Origin of the sequence: Merdimmobilis hominis (genome assembly GCF_016901855.1) — a bacterium.
GTDB lineage: Bacteria > Bacillota > Clostridia > Oscillospirales > Ruminococcaceae > Paludihabitans.
The window spans coordinates 21,253-38,842 of the sequence record NZ_JACJKY010000002.1 but is presented as its reverse complement, the minus strand read 5'-3'; the positions used below and the strand labels follow the sequence as shown (position 1 = coordinate 38,842).

General features: G+C 47.1%; 19 protein-coding genes. 3 read left to right on the top strand and 16 right to left on the bottom strand.

From position 1 onward, the window contains the following. The first annotated feature begins 17 nt into the window (after window positions 1-17). Entirely contained in the window at window positions 18-857 is an 840-nt protein-coding gene (locus H6A12_RS01515) for an AraC family transcriptional regulator (protein WP_204444074.1), read from the top strand. Between the two features lie 79 nt (window positions 858-936). Here the strand turns inward: H6A12_RS01515 and H6A12_RS01510 are convergent, their stop codons facing one another. After that, complete coding sequence (locus tag H6A12_RS01510) at window positions 937-1,173, bottom strand: helix-turn-helix domain-containing protein (RefSeq protein ID WP_345941210.1); 237 nt, start codon at window positions 1,171-1,173, stop codon at window positions 937-939. A 128-nt stretch (window positions 1,174-1,301) separates the two neighbouring features. Here H6A12_RS01510 and H6A12_RS01505 point away from each other — a divergent pair, with 128 nt between their 5' ends. Further along, a complete protein-coding gene (locus H6A12_RS01505; protein WP_204444072.1) occupies window positions 1,302-1,931 on the top strand; it encodes a hypothetical protein in 630 nt (209 codons plus the stop codon). Window positions 1,932-2,004: 73 nt separating this feature from the next. Here the strand turns inward: H6A12_RS01505 and H6A12_RS01500 are convergent, their stop codons facing one another. The 15 genes from H6A12_RS01500 to H6A12_RS01435 all read right to left on the bottom strand — a co-directional run bounded on the left by H6A12_RS01500 (window position 2,005) and on the right by H6A12_RS01435 (window position 16,966). After that, a complete protein-coding gene (locus H6A12_RS01500; RefSeq protein WP_204444070.1) occupies window positions 2,005-2,310 on the bottom strand; it encodes a DUF3592 domain-containing protein in 306 nt (101 codons plus the stop codon). Between the two features lie 30 nt (window positions 2,311-2,340). Continuing rightward, entirely contained in the window at window positions 2,341-3,444 is a 1,104-nt protein-coding gene (locus H6A12_RS01495; RefSeq protein WP_204444068.1) for a hypothetical protein, read from the bottom strand. After that, window positions 3,441-4,787 carry an MATE family efflux transporter gene (locus H6A12_RS01490; RefSeq protein WP_345941207.1) on the bottom strand — a complete coding sequence of 449 codons (1,347 nt, stop codon included), beginning with the start codon at window positions 4,785-4,787 and terminating at the stop codon, window positions 3,441-3,443. Before H6A12_RS01490 ends, H6A12_RS01495 begins: the two co-directional genes overlap by 4 nt. A 330-nt stretch (window positions 4,788-5,117) precedes the next feature. Beyond that, window positions 5,118-7,268 (bottom strand): InlB B-repeat-containing protein, encoded by a 2,151-nt coding sequence (locus H6A12_RS01485; RefSeq protein WP_204444063.1) that lies wholly within the window; start codon window positions 7,266-7,268, stop codon window positions 5,118-5,120. A 619-nt stretch (window positions 7,269-7,887) separates the two neighbouring features. Continuing rightward, window positions 7,888-9,090, bottom strand: a complete 1,203-nt coding sequence (locus H6A12_RS13655) for a helix-turn-helix domain-containing protein (RefSeq protein ID WP_204444061.1) — start codon at window positions 9,088-9,090, stop codon at window positions 7,888-7,890. A 426-nt stretch (window positions 9,091-9,516) separates the two neighbouring features. Further along, a complete protein-coding gene (locus H6A12_RS01475; RefSeq protein ID WP_204444059.1) occupies window positions 9,517-9,918 on the bottom strand; it encodes a hypothetical protein in 402 nt (133 codons plus the stop codon). 314 nt (window positions 9,919-10,232) lie between these two features. Next, window positions 10,233-10,787 (bottom strand): HipA domain-containing protein, encoded by a 555-nt coding sequence (locus tag H6A12_RS01470; protein WP_204444057.1) that lies wholly within the window; start codon window positions 10,785-10,787, stop codon window positions 10,233-10,235. Further along, window positions 10,784-11,206 (bottom strand): helix-turn-helix transcriptional regulator, encoded by a 423-nt coding sequence (locus tag H6A12_RS01465; RefSeq protein ID WP_204444055.1) that lies wholly within the window; start codon window positions 11,204-11,206, stop codon window positions 10,784-10,786. The genes H6A12_RS01470 and H6A12_RS01465 overlap by 4 nt, the downstream gene beginning before the upstream one ends. An 87-nt stretch (window positions 11,207-11,293) precedes the next feature. Beyond that, the gene (locus H6A12_RS13755; protein ID WP_430623621.1) at window positions 11,294-11,440 is read right to left on the bottom strand and encodes a conjugal transfer protein TrbL family protein; all 147 of its coding nucleotides are present in this window, start codon (window positions 11,438-11,440) and stop codon (window positions 11,294-11,296) included. A gap of 176 nt (window positions 11,441-11,616) precedes the next feature. After that, complete coding sequence (locus H6A12_RS01460; protein WP_204444053.1) at window positions 11,617-12,594, bottom strand: hypothetical protein; 978 nt, start codon at window positions 12,592-12,594, stop codon at window positions 11,617-11,619. A 110-nt stretch (window positions 12,595-12,704) separates the two neighbouring features. Beyond that, window positions 12,705-14,144, bottom strand: coding sequence for a right-handed parallel beta-helix repeat-containing protein (locus H6A12_RS01455; protein ID WP_204444051.1), 1,440 nt, complete (start codon window positions 14,142-14,144; stop codon window positions 12,705-12,707). Between the two features lie 62 nt (window positions 14,145-14,206). Further along, complete coding sequence (locus tag H6A12_RS01450) at window positions 14,207-14,923, bottom strand: signal peptidase I (RefSeq protein ID WP_204444049.1); 717 nt, start codon at window positions 14,921-14,923, stop codon at window positions 14,207-14,209. Window positions 14,924-15,132: 209 nt separating this feature from the next. Then, on the bottom strand, window positions 15,133-15,678 hold the full coding sequence (locus H6A12_RS01445) for a TasA family protein (protein ID WP_204444046.1): 546 nt from the start codon (window positions 15,676-15,678) through the stop codon (window positions 15,133-15,135). Next, the gene (locus H6A12_RS01440; protein WP_204444044.1) at window positions 15,671-16,141 is read right to left on the bottom strand and encodes an LPXTG cell wall anchor domain-containing protein; all 471 of its coding nucleotides are present in this window, start codon (window positions 16,139-16,141) and stop codon (window positions 15,671-15,673) included. Before H6A12_RS01440 ends, H6A12_RS01445 begins: the two co-directional genes overlap by 8 nt. A gap of 402 nt (window positions 16,142-16,543) precedes the next feature. After that, window positions 16,544-16,966, bottom strand: a complete 423-nt coding sequence (locus H6A12_RS01435; RefSeq protein WP_204444337.1) for a hypothetical protein — start codon at window positions 16,964-16,966, stop codon at window positions 16,544-16,546. On the opposite strand from H6A12_RS01435, the gene H6A12_RS13750 reads away from it, so the two are divergent. Further along, window positions 16,847-17,263, top strand: a complete 417-nt coding sequence (locus H6A12_RS13750; RefSeq protein ID WP_430623623.1) for a hypothetical protein — start codon at window positions 16,847-16,849, stop codon at window positions 17,261-17,263. The two genes, H6A12_RS01435 and H6A12_RS13750, sit on opposite strands and share 120 nt — an antisense overlap. Window positions 17,264-17,590: the final 327 nt, after the last annotated feature.

Below are 17,590 nucleotides of genomic sequence, written 5' to 3'. Positions count from 1 at the left end.
AAACTGAGGTGAAGCGCATGGCACAGATTGCAAAATTCAATTCTTCTCAGGTGATGATCGCCGGCGATTTTGAGGCGTATCACTACTGTGAGCCGTATTCGAAAACGCTCGATTTTCATACGCACGAATTTTTTGAATGCTTTTTGTTCCTGGGCGGCGATGTGACATATTATATCGAAGACCGGGTTTATCCGCTGATTCCGGGTGATTTACTGCTCATTCCGCCCGGACGAATGCACCGTCCTGTGCTTGCAGACGAGCGCGCACCGTATGACCGGATGGTTTTATGGCTCAGCGTGCCGTATGTGCATGCGCTGTGCGAAACAAACGATGTGTTTTCGTCGCTTTCTGCGCTTTCTTCACATGGAATCCACCGGATTCATCTGCCGGAAGAATCACTTTCGTTTTGCAAAGCGCTGTTTGAGCGCATGACGGACGATTCATTCAAGCAGACCTCGGGTGCAGCCATCACCCTGTTTTTAAATGAAGCTGCCCGCTGTGCCGCCGCAGACGAACAGCCTGCGCCCGCTGCCGATTCTCTGATGGCGCAGGTGCTTCGCTACATCGATGCGCACTACACCGAACCGCTCACACTTGACACGCTGTGCGCGCAGTTTTTCGTGAGCAAATTTCATCTTCTGCGCCAGTTCAAAGCGTACACGAATGCCACGGTGCACGACTATATCGTGACGAAGCGCATAAGCTTTGCACGCCAGTGTATCCGCGAGGGGATGACTGCGTCGGATGCCTGTATGCAGGCAGGATTCAATGAATATTCGAGCTTTTATAAATCATTCGTGCAGAAAACCGGCATGACACCTGCCGTGTTCAAACGGCACTGCATGGCAAAGCGATGATGTACCTATCTGCGCACTTCCGAGAGGCGCAGAAATGCCAGATCACTTATTTTAACGTGAAACCGGTCTTGACAAACTGTCAAGACCGGTTTTTGTGTGCGGACTTATCTAAGCATTCCTCTTCGCATTCTTCTTTTTCGGCTTCAATTAAAATATCACTTGCCTTGATATTCAGTGCATCTGCAATTTTGTATAGAACATTGACGGTAGGACTTCGCAATCCCAGTTCAATTTTGCTTAAATGACTTCGATCAATATTTGCGAGACCGCTTAATACTTCTTGTGAAAGCCGTTGTTTTTCGCGAAAACGCTTAATAACAACTCCTATTGTTTTAGTTCCAATGCGATCCCCCCCTATTGACTTTTATTGTACAAGCATGTAAAATAATTTTTGAGGTGTATTAGCCTCAAAAATAAAAAGGAGGAAGATCCTATGAAAAAACTATGCGTATTTTTTTAACCTTTATACTTCTTATCGGAGTAGCTGGATGTTCAAATTCTGTTACAACTGAGTCTGAAGTCGAAAAAAAGCCATCATGTTGGGCAGTTGATTCGTATGAAGATGACTTTGGAGATTCGACAAACGACATGTATCTCAGAGGAGTATTTCAAGGAACTTTCAGCCATGGAGCAGAAACAGGAAGTCAATTAGAAACCGTTGTTTTTTATGATGATCCGTCCAGTGTCGACACTTATTTTTCTTTTAGATTGCTTGAATATGGAAACAGTTCGGCTACATATGATTCAGATGAATTTATGCGTTTAAATTTAAAAATTGACGGGAGCGTTTATACAACACAGCTTTTTCCAGATCCTTTTAGCGGAGATTTAAAATTCTGGAAGATACTTCCCTCAAAGTATATAGAAAGTTCATGCATTGAAACAAATGAAAGAGATGTTGTCTGGGATGCTTTGCTGAAAGCGATGCGGGAAGGTCAGACTGTTTCTTGCAATATTATTGTAGGCGATACCGTTGAGCAATTAGATCAGGCTTTGGGCGGTAATAGCGGTACGCAGTATACATTTAAAATTGATGGAACTGGCTTCGAAGAACAAGAAAAACAGTTGGACTAGTCAAAAGAATTCTTGATAAACAAAAACCGGTCTTGACAATTTGTCAAGACCGTTTTTTTGTGCGTGCTTTTCATTATGTGAACAAAAAGTCTTCATTATCGGGAAGATATGCCCGTTTGGGCTTCTGCGGATTGTAACATACGCGGACAGCATCGCCGACCTGTACTTGTCCAAGCGATGCGCTTGACCGCATGCCAACAGGAATGCCTATTGCACGATACGTTTTGACCGGCCGATACCGCAGCTGTTCAGTGCGTTTGTACGGCACACCCTCAACCGTATACGATACCGTCAAAAACCATGTATCGCCGTTATATCGCTTTTTGACTACCGTGCCCATTGTTTCTTTTGTGCATGCTTTCTTTTGAAACCGAAACATCCTGTGTTCTCCTTTGGATCGATGCACGTTTTATGCTTCCAGTGTGATGTAGATGTACGATTCACTCGATTCGTCGTATTCCTCTTCCGGTTCTGTCACATAGGAAACAGAATAGGATTCATCGACGGAAACCCTCAGATTTTCGTAGTACGAATGATCGGCAAATTGCTCGACAAACATCTCCGGCAGCGTGTATTCCGAAAGCATCTGTTCGGAAACGGCCTTTACATTGGAATCATTCATCATCACGTTTAATTTGAGCAGGTCAAGCGATGCTTTTTCGAGTGTTTCTTCTTTGGATGCATGTACATCGACGTCAATGCAATAGATGACCTCGCAGATTTGTCCGTCGTTTCCCACTGTGACCCAGATATACGACTGATACGGCTCGTCGTAGGCGTACAGGTAACCGGTCACATCATAACCGCTGCCGTTGTATCCTTCTTTTGGATCGTCAATCGATACATGATCGCAGTCGGTTTTAAACGAATCTTGGAGCGCATAGACCGATTTCGACGCCTGTACAATACCGGCATCCGCGTTTTGCTTTGCCGATACAAACTGTGGAATATATACGCCAATCAGCAGCAAAACCGGGATCAGAATAACCGCCAACACATAATTTCTCGCTTTTGGAACTTTGACGCCGTAAATCGCCGCAATACATTTTGCGTTCCGGCGAAGCTCGTTTGTCATCTGTGTGACGGTGGCAAGCGTACCGACAGCCGCCAGTGCGTTGAATGCATCCCCCATCGCGGAAGCATCCTCGCGGTTTGTATGGCGCAGCAGAGTTCCCATTGCACGGGCACCCATGGAAGCCGCCAGCTGTGCCGAATAGTCGTTGTTTGACAGCATGACGTTTGCCTGTTCGGCAATCCGCATCCATTTTTCTTTTCTCATGCCGATGCGGGGAATCAAAAAGCATACCACAAATGCAGTCAGAGATGCCGCGGCGATGCCCAGATATGTATACAGTCCAAGACCGTAAAATCCCCCTTCCCACACGATATCGTTGATCATGACAAGCACAATCCATGGAATACCGATGAGAATGGCTACAGCAAGACATGCGGCAGCTATGCTTGGGAGCAGGCAGTACCGTCTGATTTGTTTTTTCTCTTGTTCGCTGATCATATCATGTCCCTCCTGTCTGCATCTTCACCGGATGCATGCGGTTTTATGTGTGTATCGTTTGTTTTCCGAACGGCATTCATCACAAGAGAAAGAATCCAGGTCACAAGTTCCGATGCGGGGAAAGCCATCCATACACCCATGACGCCGAACATGGCGGAAAGCAGAAACGCCAGTGCAGAAATCGTGATAACACCTCTCGACAGTGCGATGGCAGAGGATTGTGCCGCTTTTCCGATCGCGCTGTAAAATCCGGACTTTATGATATTGACCGCGGCAATCAAAAAACCGGCAAAATACACCCGAATGCCCGGCGCCGCATAAGAAGCCAGTTCCGCGGAGCGTTCACTGTTGAAGACGGCGATCAGCTGATCTCCGAACAACACTGCAGCCGCAGCTGCCGTGACGGCAATCATCTCGGCGATTATGAGTGCGTGTGCATAGATGCGGCGTTCTTCTTTTGCGTCCGCTCGTCCGTGCATCGCGCTTGCGACAGGCTGCAGACCCAGAGAAACGCCGTTGAGCAGTGCGGTGCCGACCAGCGCAATATTTGCAATCACGCCATACGCCGCAACGGCAGTGTTTCCGGAGATGCTCAGAAGGATAAAATTAAAGACAAGTGTTGTGATGCCGCTGGACAATTCTCCGACAAACGCCACCACGCCTAAGCTGCACGAAGCGAACAGCTTGTGCAGTGACGGGCGTTTTTTTGTGAAAACGATGGAGCTGTTTTTCGACAGATAATGCACCATGCAGATACTCATGCTGACAATGGGAGATATACCGGTCGCCAGTGCTGCGCCGATCATTCCCATCCCCATCGGGAACATGAAAATGTAGTCAAATACAATGTTGAAAAGACCGCTGAGCAGTGTGGCGAGCATTGCGAGTTTCGGTGCATAATCGTTGCGGACAAATGCTGTAAACGTGTAATTGAGCATAAAAAACGGCGCAAATAACAAAACGATTCGCAGATACGGCACACCGATGGCTGCAATTTGTTCGTCTGCGCCCAAGAGGGCGAGAAACTCGCCGGGGAAACAGAGTCCTGTCACCACAAACATGCTGCTGAGAAGAAGCGTCCACCAAACCGAATTGGAAAAGAAATCGCCGGCAGAATCCTGTCCTGTCGCTTTGCTGAGCGTGTATCGTGTGGCAGAGCCGACGCCGATCATCGAACCGAGCGCATAAATTAAGCCATATACAGGCAAAACCAGATTTAATGCGGTGATGCCGTTTGCACCTTCAGCAATCGAAATAAAAAAAGTGTCGGCCAGCACATAGCAGGATGTTCCCGCCATCGCCAAAATATTTGGGACGATATATCGAATCAGCTGTCTGTTCACGTGTGTACCTCCAAAAATACAGCACCCCATTTTTGCGACTTCTAAGACCTAACGCCGCAAAAACAAGATGCTGTGATCATCTCTCTACCCGGTGGCAGTATACTATGTAATTGATTGGGTCTGTGAATGAGAACTAACACAATCATTATAGCGCATTTTTATAAAAACGCAACCGCAAACTTCGTGACAATCTCTTTTTCAAAAAACGCAGTAAAAAGCTGAATCCAAAGTGTGAATCGCGTGATTCTTTTTCTGTCTGCGTTTTTAAGCAGAGAGGCGGCAGCAGACTTTTTTTAAGTCTGCTGCCGCCTCATTCAATTTGTTAAGTGTTTAGTTGAATTGTTTCTTTTTTCTGTATGTTACTACGCTGAGCACAGCGCCGGACATCAGCAGTACCGCACTTAACATCAGCAACGCATTGTTGTCACCGGTGTCGGGAGAAGGTTCTTCCGGCGTTTTCTCTACTGTCCAACCGGCATATACCGTTTTATTGCCGTCAAGTGTAACAGAGGAAGCCTTTGTTGTCAATGTATCATCTGTATACCAGCCTGTAAAGCTGAAACCGTCTTTTTTCGGTGTATACTGTGAAAGATCAATGACTGTGCCCTCCTCAGCTGTCAGCGGAGCGATGCTGTCGCCGCCGTTGGTTTCAAAGGTGAGCGTATAGGTGACCGGAGTCACTTTTTGAGTGGAGCAGAAAAAGCTTTTCCAACTGTTTACGATCTCTTTTGGAATGACTGTTTTTTGTGTAAAGGGAGAACCGTCGATTTCTTCTGCGTTATTCTCCTGCAGCTCTAAAAATTCTTTTGCTGCCTGGAGATAGTCTTCCCATGCAAGTCCCCATGTTTCAAATACATCAATCAATTCGTCATTTGTCTTTATGCGAAGAATCAGATTGGCAGACGGTTCTACAATAAACTCTCCGTCCAGGTAAAATGCACCGGTGTTGCCGAGGCCGCCAATATTTCCGCCGGAAACAACAATGTTTCCTTTGTCTGATTCCTCTTCGCCCGAAGCGATCACGCCATAGCAGATGACGTCATCATAATTCTCTGCATATTTGATATATCCTAAGAAGTCAACATCACCGGCGAGGAATTTCACATCGCCCGCCAGGGCAACGATAGCAACCGAGCTGCTGTTTGCATATCCGCCATTGACGGTAACCTTTGCATCCTCATCGGCAAATACCACATTTCCGGCCTGGCTCAGAAGACCGCAGCTCGAATCCGGTGATACGCCGTCTATTGGGATCGCGTTGGAGCCGGACGCAAAAACCTCTCCGGCGTTGATGGTTACATCACCATATGCGCAGATTCCGCTGCACACAGCAGACTCCGTCATGCCGATTGACGTGGTTACTTTTCCGCTGTTAACGGTGACGCTTCCGGTTTCAGCAAAGATGCCAAAGCTTCCTCCGAGATAAAATGAGGGGGCATCGCTGCGGTCGCCTATTGCATTGACCTCTCCGTTTATCATCACGTTTTCATGGCTGTAGATTCCGGCGCTGAGAGCGGCTTCCCGTCCTCTGGTATATACTTTTGCATCGTCAATCGTAATGTCGCCGTAAGCCATCAGGCCGGCACCGACGCCTCCTTCGGCTGCGCTGGTAAATCCGCGGTCCTCGTAATTTGCCTGTACAACTGCATCGTTATCGATGGTGAGAGAACCCTGCAGGCTTGCGATATCCACACTGAGGCGTTCCGCTTCGCTGCTCTGTGCGTTTACTGCACCGCCGGAGATTTGAATATCTCCTTCTGTCGGTGCAATAATACCTGCGCTGTACAGAACATTATAATCTTCCCAGTATACGGTCTGGCTGTTGCTTTGCGCAGTCACATTGGAATCGTTGATTTCAATTCCCTTTTCGCCTGCGATGGCATAACTATAGCATGCGCTTCCGGCTGTTGCGTTTACGGCTGCATTTGTGATCGAAATGACATTTCCGCTGATCGCACTGCTTTTAAAACCGCTTTTCAGCGATGCATCGCCGCTTTCGGCAGTAACCTGTACGCCATCCTCAATCGAAATATCTTGTCCGTAAATGCCGTAAGAGGAATAGGCTGTCTCAGGAGCCTGCGGGGCGGCTGTAGCAGTCAGAACAGGGTCGGCAGCGTTTTCCCCGGCAAAAATTTTGATATCGCCGCTTTGACTGTAAACAGCGGCACAAATATTTTGGTCAGACACCCCTGACGAGGTGACGCTGTTTTGTCCTACAAGCTCGATCAACAGGGAGCCTTCCGCATAAATGCCGTAAGGTTCGTTTTCTGCTGTAATGGATGCATTGTTTAAAGTCAATACATTTTTCTCCGGATCGTACGATACCGTACCGTCTCCCAGCACATCTGATGCCGTTGCGTCGGTGATCTGCGTACCTGCGATATACGGATACTCGTCTTCCTCAAGAGCGGAAACGGACATGGGCATTAGTCCCGCGATCATTACCGCACAGAGCAGCAGACTTAACATTCGTTTTCTCATATGATTTCCTCCATTTCTTTCCTGCGTTATTTTTTAGGCAAACGCTTTTTATTTTTCACTGATACAGTCCCCAGGCAAACCGTCGGACACAAACAACAAGGTGTTCCGCAGCGGAAGATTGCTGTTATCGGTTCTCGATGGTAAGAGCAAAAGACGCTCATGCGGCGTGCGTACAGGCTGATTATTAAATCACGCCTTTCGTGTTGTGCCGATAGGTTTTTGTTGTGTTTTCATTCTCCTTCACAATGGCATGGGGAATCACTGCTTTTTTCGCAACACCCCCTTATGCGTATGCAGATTTTGTTGAAACAAAAAAGGGCACAATGTGTCCGCAGAATGGACGCATTGTGCCCTTTGATATGGCAATATAACATCATGAACAGAAGAAACAGGCGGAATGATTCTGCTGTCTATCCGGATCACAGCAGCTATTGAATAGTTGTACAAACTGTCTTTGTAACGCCTCATTTTTCCGCACCCGCTTTCTTTCCGGTAAGTCCGTTTGTGTATTTGGTAAAATAACACACTCTCATTATATCGTAAAAAAATCGGGAATACTATCACCCATTTGACCCCTGAAAATGGGGGGGAAGATCAGCAATTTTTTCTGTTTGGTTTTCTATTGAAGCATATATTTTTTCAGATCTTTGCGGGTTTCCACATGGAGCTTTCTCATCGCCTCGGAGATGTGGCCTTTCACCGTATTTGCCGATATATTCAGGTGTTTTGCGATCTCCTGCGTTGTCCAGCTGCGGGCTGCGAGCATGGCGATAGCGAATTCGGTAGTAGTCAAATCGTCCGCTACATCATGTCCGGTAATGGGATTATGAACTCTACGCCAACCGGAAGAGAATCGATAAGTAATGTCAATGATTCTTTTGAAATCCTCCGGCCAGTTTGGCTTGATGGTTGCCTCCAGCATGGCGCCCAAAAGTCCGTGATGTTCCCCGAATCCTTCGATAAGATCATCCGGGCGGGCAATCTTCCACGCCGTCAAAAGATGGATTTGCGCGCGATCCGGCTGCTTCAAGCTCATGTAGTCCATTACTGCCACCAAATGCAGATATATGGCGGATATCGGATAATCGTATGCTCCCATAGAAAGAGTGGCCTCCACAATTCCGGCACTTTGTCCATACTCTTCTTTGAGATAGAGATAGTGAGCCAGCACATACAGCGCAAACGCACGAACACCAGGCGGCAGCAGCGGAAGAAACGTTTCCATGGGCGGCATTTTCTCCGGCAAGGGAAGATGCAGCAACACCGCTGCCGCAAACGCTACAAACGCTTCTATCGCATGAACCGGCGGGTCAGTTTTTCCGCTGTTGGCAAGTGTATTTTGAATTTCCTGCAAAGCACGGCGGGCATGGTCGATCCTGCCCATGGTCAGACAGGAATAAGCAAAAATCCAGCAGGCAGAAAGACGAATGCCTCCATCCGTTGAGATGAGATAGGGTTCTGTTTCCTGCATGGCCTTTTCTGCCTGTCCGCTGAAATAGTGGTACTCTGCCATGGCAATGTCCTTTTTCGGCCCTGGTTTCATTTTTTCTATCGTTTCTATACAGTGGCCTGGCTCAAATGGTGTATTCATCAGAGGCATAAAGCCGGGAAACAATGCCGGTGCATTCGGTGATTTATGCGATACGGATTGTTTTTTCTGTTTTCGTGGATCACCGGGTTTATCTGCATTGGCGGGAATCAGCCAAGCTTTCCCGATCTTCTCCGCACCGGGGATGCGACCCTCAGAACAGTATTGATTGATTCGACGCTCCGATACACTCCATTTTTCTGCTGCCTCTCGAATGGATAAATAACGTTCCATAATACACCTCCTGAATAAAAATTACTTGTTTCATACATTTGTAATTATTTTTATTATAGACGAATTATCGCAGTGTTACAAGTCGTACAAGCGGAGGAAGAGCCGATATCCGACGTAAATATGCATATAGTGATAATTTATACATGGGTTTTGTTTACGAAGAAGATCGCTGATGATACTCAGCTGCGAGGCTTCCGCCGCGGGCATCTTTGCTGCAATAAAAGAAAAACCTACGATGCGCGAATTGCGCACCGCAGGTGCAGGCTAAGTCTGATTGATTTTTTTACCCCCGACGCGGGTATCTCATTTAACTGTAAAAGAAAACTTCGTGCGCGGGTTGCTCACCGCAGGTGCAAAAAAATAACGTCAATCCGCAAAAGCGAATTGACGCTGTTATTATCCAAATCTCCTCAACATACAATAAAATCAATCAAACTCTTCTAAATATACTGCTTTAAAAATTTGCAATTTCGCTGCATCAGATAAATCCTGCATATTGTTAATTGCAAGGTACATGTCCCAATCCTCACGCAAACCATACCATTCATCACGATGTTTAAACAAAAGTTCTCCTAACTCTAATGCTTCTTCACTCGCATGAAGCAAATCAGACCATTTTTCAAATCCAGCAAAATAAGCAATCATATGTTGTGCCTGCATCAATGTAAAATGGTCTTCATCTATATCCCAATCAACGATTAAGTCATCTATATCTTTAAAAAACTGTGGAGAATAAGAATAAAACTCATCTCCTTCTTCCATTTTTTTCGTTTTAAAGTCACGCATCAGGTTTTTTGCCTGCAGTTTAAAATACGAAATCCTGTCCATTAAATCGTCTCCCAATTATTCAATTATTTTTTTAGTGCACCTGTAACCACTAAAATAATTATAATTAACAAGGAGTTTGGACATTTAAAATGGCTGATCAAATCTTCGCACAGGTGAGCAGGTTTACCAAATAACCATTATTATTATAGCAAGCCTCTTTTTTTGTGTCAACCAAATTTCCCTATGTGTAGCATGCATTTCAAATCAGAACAGTTCATAAAAACGTTCAAATACACTCCCGAAGATGATGGATTCGTTTTCGCTGCGGCAACAGCCGGACGCGAGTTGCCCACCGCAGGTGCAAAAAAATAACGTCAATCCGCAAAAGCGAATTGACGCTGTTTATTCTTCGGATCATATAAAAAGCCCCAGTTGCCGTTATGACGGTCGAAGTTGCCGAGCAATGCGTCTGCGGCAAACATCTCCCAAAAGTGTTTCTTTAAGAGGACAGGATCAACATACTGCTGTTTTTCAATGGCTTCCAAAATATCTTCAAGCTCCGTACCGCTGCCGTTGGAATCGGAATCCAAAACGGTGTTTTTGATGGAGCAGAAATCGTAAAACTTCTTCCCGTCCTCGGTGAAGTCAAGACAGGCGCAGACGATTTTCTCTTTGCCGTTTACTGTAAATGTCCCCAGCATGGTTTCCTGCGCCTTGATGCCAAGCATATGAAAAATACTGCTGGCAATGTGTTCGCTGATGCAGCTATTGGTATAGGACAGCTCAGTTGGCTTTCCTTCGCCGGACGGCGGAAACTTGAGCATATATGGTCTGCCGTCGTATTCCACGGCAATTTTCTTGCCATTCGCTCCGTTATATGCCCGGTCAAATATACGAGGGCAGTTTGTAAAGTCAATCCCTTCTGTCATGCTTCTGCTCCTTTCCATAAATATTTTTGTCTGAGGTAATCAGCGTGTTCCGGCGTAATCACGCCTTCGCTGATTTCCGCCAGATTGATGCTGCCGTAAAGCTCTCCCCACAAGCAGTCAAGAATGGAAGAGTTGGTTTTCAGCCCTTCCTTATATGCGTCCAGATCGTGCTGGAGATAATCCGGCAAACCGTGTTCAAACGAGCGTTCACGTTCAGCCGCCCGTATGCCGCTTTCGGTCAGCATTTCCATTGAAACGTCCAAAGCCTTCGCCAGCTTATATACCGTTTCGGCAGAGCATTTTTCCAGCTTTGTTTTTCCGCTGCAAATATCATTGAGCGTAGCATGGGGAATGCCTGCTTCAACTGCCAATCGGTATTTTGTCATATTCCGCTTCTTGAGCAAACTGTCTATCATCATACAAATCACTCCTCTTTTTATTATATCGGCATACCGAAATAATATCAAGAGGAAAATCCATATTTCACAGAAAGTTTGCTTCTTTTGTTATCTTCCTGCGGCTCTGGCAACTGAACGCGTCAGATTGACCGCTGTGGTCGTTGCGTGAACAACGCTCATCATGTTGACTCTCACGCTTGAATCCAATCCGAACTGCTGAGGACTTCGGAAAGGCACTTTTTTAATGTCGGTCATATCAGACCGACGAAACGATAATACAGATTTTCAAGTGTGTTCACGGTTTTCACCCCTTTCCAAGCCAAACACCATACCACAGTCCGTGCCGCAAGTCCAGCACTTTTCAAAATAAAAAAGCGGCTACCGTTTCCGATAGCCGCCGTGTGGATTTCAGCGTTTTTTATGAGGATGCTTTATTCTGTTTTATCTGTATTCGCAGGTGCAGTTGTGTCCTCCGGCGCAGGAGTTGGTTCTGTGTCGGTGGGTTCGGGTTGTGTTGCAGTCGGAGCGGTTGCCGAGGGTTCGGGTGCGGTGGTTGCACTTTCTGCCGGAGTGCTGCTCGGCGTTGTCGGTGCAGTCGGTGTGGTCGGAGCAGGCTCGGTTGACGGCTCGGTAGTCACGGTGTTATCCGGTGTTTGGGTGTTGCTTTGCTGTGAGCCGGTGGCGGGGATAACATCGCCGTTATGAAGCGTAGCGGCGCGAGAGTAAGTTCCCCATTTGGGAGTTAGGGTGATTTCCGTGCCTGTGACTGCCTTTACGGTAAAGGTAAAGCCGGAAGTATTATTCACAAAAATCTGCTCGGTGTAGTAGGTTTCATCACCGATTTTTATACTGCAATAGCCTGTTGCGCCTGCCGTTCCGTTGGCTTTCAGTGTTATCACAGTGGTATCGCTTGTCAGCGTATATGCTGTTCCGGCTTCAGCAAGCTCGGGTGCGGTGGCATCCTCGTCAACCTGATACAGCAGCTTGTAGGACGAGCTTTGAATCTGCGTTGTTCCCGTTGAGGTGCTTGCGGTGAACCAAGCCCAGCTTGCACCGCAAAGGCAGATAGCACAGATGCAGATGGCAAGCATTGAGGGGGCAAGGATGTGCATAAGACCGTCCGAGCGTTTTTCCTTTGTGGCGTGCTTTGCCCGGTAGAAGAATACGGGGTACACCTTCATTACATTTCGCTCGGTCACAAACGGAATAAGGCTGAGGTAAAGGCAGCGGAGTTCTCTGCGCCAATAGCGATATTCGTTGTAGTCTGCTGCACGGTGCATCTCGGTTAAGAGATACTGCTTTTCACGGCTGAAATGATCGGCAAACTGTGCGAGTTTTATGACAATCAGCAGAAAGGCAGATACGATCAGAACGATCAAGCGTATCAAAGCGCCGCTATCGTTGTCCATAATGATGTATCTCCTTTCGATGGGATTTATGCAGGCAATCAAAAGACACAAGAATAACTTATGCCTTTTGATTGCCCCTCCACCCGAAGGTGGAGAGGACTTGAAAAAGGTTAATGAACCTTGTTTCCGTCAATAGTAACGGTGAGATGTGCTGCATCCATGCTGTTTTTGTTTGCCCACAGGTTGGAACCGGTGTTTTTGCCAGCAGCAAATCCGTTAACAGTAGCGTTGTTAACGGTCAAGGTATAGGTAGCGTCGTAATCATTACCGATTTCAATAGCCGCTTTACCGGCAGTGCCGTTCTTGCGGTCATTGAAGGTACAGTTGTTTACGACAAGATTGGTGTTCGCTGAGCCGTAGAGCAGGATTGCCTTGCCGTTGGTGTCGAAGATGCAGTCCTCAAACGTCACATCCGTGCCGCCCCAGGTCCAGATGGAGTACTGGTTGTCCATGGTATTTTCAAAGACGCAGTCGATGAAGGTGGCCTTGCCGTACAGGGTCAGCTTGCCCTTGATGGTGCAGTTCTTAAAGGTCAGTTCGTCGCAGACAATACCATCAAAGTTGCCTTCGCCAGCCTGAATGGTGAGGTTTTCGAATGTGAAAGAAGAGCCACGCTGATAGTTCAACTGTCCGCCCTCTGCGCTGACAGCATTTGTAATAACATCTACAGTCTGGCTGCCGTCACCGCTGAAAGTGATGTCGCGGCTCTTATCCCCCTCATTTGCAATGCCATTGTCAAGAGTGATGGTTTGACCCGAAGCAATAGAAATGTTTGCCTTCTTATCGGTAGCATTCGTGATTGCATCGTTTGCCTGCTGCTGATTAAAAACGATTACGGGATAAGTAGCATCCTTATCATACTGATCGTTGCCGAAACCGTCGCTCTCGACAGTGGCCTGCGTTGCCACGAAATTGACGCCGAAGTCGATAGACGGGGTATTTTCCTTGCTGATGGCGTTGGCTTCGTTACCGACGGATTCCGGCATGTAGACCTGCATGATGAAATAGACCTGCTGACCGGCGGTGAGAACCTGATCGCTGGTCATCACTTTTGTATCCTTGAAATTGGTTTCAGGATTCCAGCCGATAGCCTTGGAAGCATCGCGGTCAAATGCAATACCGACCATAATGCCGCCGATCTCATTGGCCTCCTGAATGGGAGAGGTCTTGACCTTCAGATAGTCGGAGAGAGCAAACTCCTTGCCCGCCTTGTTGATGCCCTTTGTCTCACTGACAAGGTTCATGCTCATGTTGTACTTCAGCGCCAGATTGCCCTCGTTGGAAATGCGGAACGCTACGACACGGGTGTAGCCCGGCTCGAAAAGCCCGTTGCCGAACAGATCGGCGTCTTCGTCGAGTTTTGCCCACTCTGTTCCGTTAAGAGTGTACTCCACTTCAATGTCCAGATTTCCTGCCTGAATCCGGTTGCCCGTATTCGTCACACTGTCCGTGAACCACGCAAAGGTGGTGCCGATGAGCATTACCACGCACATAAGGATAGCCAGTGTGCTGGAAACCAATGCCCGCTTGGTGGATTTACTGCTTGTCATTGTGTTTTACCTCCTTATTCTATATTTTTTAATGACAATATATAAACACGGTTTTCCCGTGATTACACCATAGGTGTGTCGGACGGTGTTTCGTCCGTTTTCGGCGTTTCGCCGCCGTTGCTTTGCGCCATCTGCGCTTTCATTTGCAGCAGTTCCTGCATCATACGCTGGGTTTCGGCACGTTCGGCTTCGATCTTATCTCTTTCTGCCTGTAACTCTGCCTGCTGTTCGGCTTTATATTTGCGGAACAGACGGATGCAGCGGATGCCCTCTAACAGAATGAGGAGCAGAAACGGAATGAGAACACAAACGATATAGCCGGGTGTGCTTTTCAAAAACTGAAAGAAAGTACCCACCTTCGGGATATGACTGCTGTATTTACCCAGCACATACGGATAGGTCACGACGGTTTCATCGTCGGTGTCTGTGGTTGTACCGTAGGTAACAAAGCCCGGTTCGCCGTTTGCGTCGGTGGTTAATTTTCGTATCTTATGGGTGACGGTTTCGCCGTAGTTGGATGTATTCTGCGAGGTATAGGCGATAATGTCGCCCTCTTTGAGCGTGGAGGGGTCAACCTCTTTCACGAGCACCAAATCGCCCGCATTGAAGTCGGTTTTGCTCATGGAGTCGGACAAAACGATGAGCGCCTTATAGCCGAATAAGCTACGGTCGGCACGGTCAAAGGTGGACACCGACACGATGGTGAATATCATCATAAAAACGGCAAGCGCCACCATCAGCCACACAAATATACTTCGGATTATTTTTAATGCTTTCATTTGCTCGCTCCTTGGCTTATCCCCGGCTCAGCCGAATCAGCTCGTTCATTTCATCGAGGGAAACGGTGGTTTCGTCCTCGGATTTATGAACATACAATTCGATATAGCATTAGAAATCGGCGTGTCCTTCGGGATGCCGGTATCGCATCCGCGCAAGCGCATTTGTCGGTTTCTGTGTTGGGTGTTTGCATTGACCGGTTCTTTCCTTTTTACCCGAACAGCTTATTCGGGTTGTTTTTCGTTTGCGTTGCCTCGGCGCAGAGGGTGAAGGTCAAATCCAAACTCTGCGTATCGTTTCCCGCCGTTTCGGGATAGTGAAACACAACTGTCAGATTGCGCCGCTGCCCGATTTTGAGGGTATCATCGGCGGCTATAACATTCTGTTTTGTCAGTTCGTTTGCCGTGCCGGAGTAGAGGGTCTTATCGCCGTCCTTTATCGTCACGGTCAGCACACGGCTGAGCTCGCCCGAAACATTATCGAGATAAAGGCGGTAATACACATCCCAGGTGCTGTCATTTTCAATAAAGAAGTTCTTTACAACGGTCATTCCCGGCTCAAAGAGAAATTCGTGCTCCCGAATGACGGGCTTGCCGTCGTTGAGGTTGATTTTTATCTCGCCTGTGCGGAACAGATTGTTTTCCACCGAAACGGAAGCATACACAAGGGCGAAGGTGGTAATGCAAAGGCAAACGACAAGGACGATAATGGCAATAATGCCGCCGGTCAGTTTTTTAACGGTTTTTGTTTCAGACATTTTCCTCATCCTCCTTACGCCTGCGGGTTACAAGCAGGATGATTATCATACCGAGTGAGCCGGCTGCAAGCACCGCCCACAGCAGAATGTTTGAAGTATCGCCTGTCTGCGGAGAATCGTCGAGGTTTCCTGTTTCCTCGACCCACCATTTGAAATCGGCAATCAAGTCATTATTCTGATAATCGTTGCCTACGCTTGTATCTAAATAAGCCGTAATTTCATAGTACAGCTCGTCGGTGGTAGATTTTTGGGACGCAAATTTGTGCGTCAGACTTTCGGGCATATCCCGCATAAGTCCGTCATACATCGTTTCGCCCGTGGAGAGCAGCTTGACACGCACCTTCAGCACCTCGGCTAATTTCTCATAGCCGGGGCGAATGGTAGCTTTGTAATGCACGGTGATTTTATCGTGGTAGGATACCCTCACACGGAAGTATTTTGTTTCGCTGTCGCCGGGGAACATATTACCAACCTGAAACGGCGTGTTTTCCTCCGGTTGTTTATTGTAGAGTTCAACAGTCGTTGCTTTCTTTTCTTTCGGCGGTTTTATCTACCTGCGACACAACTCTGACGGCCTCCTTTGTAAGAATAAGCACCTACTTATTCTGCCGGCAAAATAAATGCGGCTTAGTACCGCCTTTACCGAAGCTTTTCATAGAGTTTGGCACTCTGCGAGGGCTATTCACTCATATATACAAGGAAATTATAGTACCGTTCTGCGAAAAAATCCAGTGATTTCGATTGATTCCTGCCATTTTCCAAGAAAATTTCGGAATTTTGGTTGTCGAAAAGCGTCATGCCATAAACAACACTATTTTCCCGACAGGAATGGACAGTCCGGTGCGCAGTCAGAAAACAGTTAATTCTACTTGCTAAAATATATGGTGTCCGATCGGACAATAAAAACAGGAGGCTTCAAACGATGAAGAAGGGTGAAAACATTTTCAAGAGAAAAGACGGACGGTGGGAGGCTCGGTATATCAAGAGCTATGAACTGTCCGGCAAAATCAAGTACGGCTTTTGTTACGGTAAAACCTACAAGGAGGCAAAGGAAAAAGTCACAAAATACAAGGCGGCTTTGCTTGCAGGCAAACCGACACCGCAGACCGACACACGCCATCGCTTTGCTTTTTACTGCAACGAATGGTTGCGCTTGCGAAAGAGCAAAATACGGGAATCCACCTACATCAAGTATGATACGGTTTTGGAAAAGCATATCAAGCCGAAGCTGGGCGGATGCTTTCCGTTGGGAATTACTACAGGAGTTGTGGATGACTTTATCTTTCATTTTCATCTACTCCTATCTAAATATCTCGCACGGGCTTTTCTCTCAAGCTCGTGCTCTTGTTTTAATAATTCATACAAATTCGGAGACTTCTCCAAAATCTTCTCCGCACGGCGAAGCCTTTCACGAACAGGCTTCATTTGTTTACTGATCGCTTTTCGGCACTCTTTGTTTTGGCTTTCATCCTCCGGCGATTTCGGGCGACGGATACGGTTGCTAAGTGTTTTGCGCTCACGCTCCAAATCGGATAATTGTGCTTTGCTTTCGTCGATGTTGGTTTGCAAATCGGCTACGGTGTGAATATTCTGTTCCTTCATAAATCGGTAATCTGCTACAAGCTCTTTCAAATCCTTTTTCGCCTCCTTTTTCGCCGCCCTTAAATCAGGCGACAACAGCATTAAATCGGCAATCTCGGCGGCAATTTGGATTACTGTTATAACGAGATAGAAAATCGTATCTACTAAAACAGTTGCCGCATCATAACTGTGGTCAATGGCAAACTCAAGCTTTCGCAGTTCATTCTCCAGCGGAAACTTTTTCGGATTGTACGGCGGTCTGTATTCCAAAGTGAACAGGCGGTATCTGCACTCGGCGTTTTTATCCAACTGCGCCTGCACGATTTCTTTT